Genomic DNA, 1,820 nt, shown 5'->3' with positions numbered 1-1,820 from the left:
CCTCCGAGCCCGCTCATCCTATAAGGTAGTCCCGCGTTAGGGCGACTAGTCAGCCGTGACCCAGTTGGGATCCGCGGGCAGCGTCCGCGAATCATGAAAGGCAAGAAGACGCGCCGGGAGTCGCTTGACGCCTTCCACCGCACTCTATCCTCATGCGGGCGGTTTCACGGCTACGTCACCAACTACCGCGGCAACGGAGCCAAGTAACGGGCCGAGATCGACTGCCGGCCGTTGCGGGATGCCGAGGGCGGTATTCAGGCCTTCGTCTCATTCGAGCGTGAGGTCGTGCGGCGGGTCGGCCGCCCGGCTGGGAGCAGTGGCGGGCGCTACGAGCCCTGCTCGATAAGTAACGACTTATTACCTGGCGCCCTGCGGGACCTGGGCGTTTTCGCAGCTACGGCCAGCGAGTAACCCGCGATTCAATCAATTTATAAGTTTGGCCTTGCGTGCCTTGAGGACCCTTTCAGCGTTTGATCTTTTGATAAGTTTGTATTGCCGGTCAATTTTTTGTTGAATTAAGTTTTAATTAAGCATTTATAACGCAATTTAGACAGTAAGGACAGCCTCTTAGATAGGCTTCCCTGTTCATACATCCCGCGCTCTCGCACGAGATTGTTGCACATCCGTGCCCTGCCTTCAGGTGTGCGGTAGCGTGGCATTGGTCCGACTAGCCCTTCACGATCAGAGCTCTGCCACATGCGCCCGAACCTCTCCCTCAAGGCCGCGCTATCCGTCGCCTTCGGCCTTCTCGCATTGATCTGCGCGGCACAGGGCACCCTCTCCATCTTGAAGCTTGGTGGCATCCGCCACAACGTCGTGCAGGTGACAACCAATTGGTTGCCCTCCGTCATCGCCGTCAACGATATCCGCGCAGCCACGTCGGAGGTGCGGATCAAGCAGCTGCGGCTACTCAGCCTGTCCGATACGCCCGCTCGCCTTGCCGAAAATGAGGCCCAACTGGCAGCCATGCACGATAAGCTTGCCGTGGCTCGCCGCGTCTACGAATCGATGGTCTCATCACCCGAGGAACGCACACTCTACGATGCCTTCGCGATGGTTTGGAGCCGTTTTGAGCGCACCGATGCAGAGATGCGCCGCCTGATGGAAGCTGGTCGGCAGGCCGCAGCGCTCACCCTAATGAGTGCGCCAGAGGCGGTTAGCTTGTACAACGATGCGCGTGCAGCCCTCCAGCGCGATGTGACTTTGAACGAAGTTGGCGCCCGCCGCGATGCGGACGCTGCAACCGCCGAGATTGGTGCTGCGACGACCGCCGCCTACGTTGCCGTTGTGCTAGCTCTTGCCACTGCGATAGCTGCTGCCGCTTTCGGCCTGCTGCGCGTGTCGCGGCCGATCCAAGCCATGACAAAGGCAATGACGGGCATCGCCAGCGGCGATACAGAGTCCCAGGTGCCTTATCGGAGCCGCCGAGACGAGATCGGTGCGATGGCGGCCGCGGTGCAGGTGTTCAAGGACAATCTGATCCGCACCCGCCAGTTGGAGGCAGATACGGCGCAGGCACGTCTTGCAGCCGAGGAGCAGCGTAAAGCTGGGATGCGTCAGATGGCGGACGGCTTCGAAGCCGCTGTTGGCGGGGCGCCTCGGCGCACGGCGCGCGCTATGCCCGGGCGCGGGAGTTCACCGACCTCGTCCACGCCCTGTGGGACAGCTGGGAGGACGAGGCGTTCGTCGGCGACAAGGCGAGCGGCCGCTTCGTCGACGCCGCCAAGGTCCACGCCGTGAATCATTGCGGCACGCACTATTCGGTCGCCGGGCCGCTCACGGTGCCGCGCAGCCCGCAGGGACGCCCGGTGACCTTCCAG

2 pseudogenes are annotated in these 1,820 nt (G+C 62.1%); both read left to right on the top strand.

Going from position 1 to position 1,820, the window contains the following annotated elements:
* Positions 1-696: 696 nt before the first annotated feature.
* Positions 697-1,467 (top strand): annotated as a pseudogene (locus tag MKK70_RS11540) (MCP four helix bundle domain-containing protein); the annotation flags it as partial.
* Positions 1,468-1,589: 122 nt separating this feature from the next.
* Positions 1,590-1,820: pseudogene (locus tag MKK70_RS11535) on the top strand (LLM class flavin-dependent oxidoreductase); the annotation flags it as partial.

It is taken from the genome of Methylobacterium sp. E-041 (assembly GCF_022829665.1).
GTDB lineage: Bacteria > Pseudomonadota > Alphaproteobacteria > Rhizobiales > Beijerinckiaceae > Methylobacterium.
The sequence above is the reverse complement of the archived record's forward strand: the minus strand, read 5'-3'. Positions and strand labels throughout refer to the sequence as shown.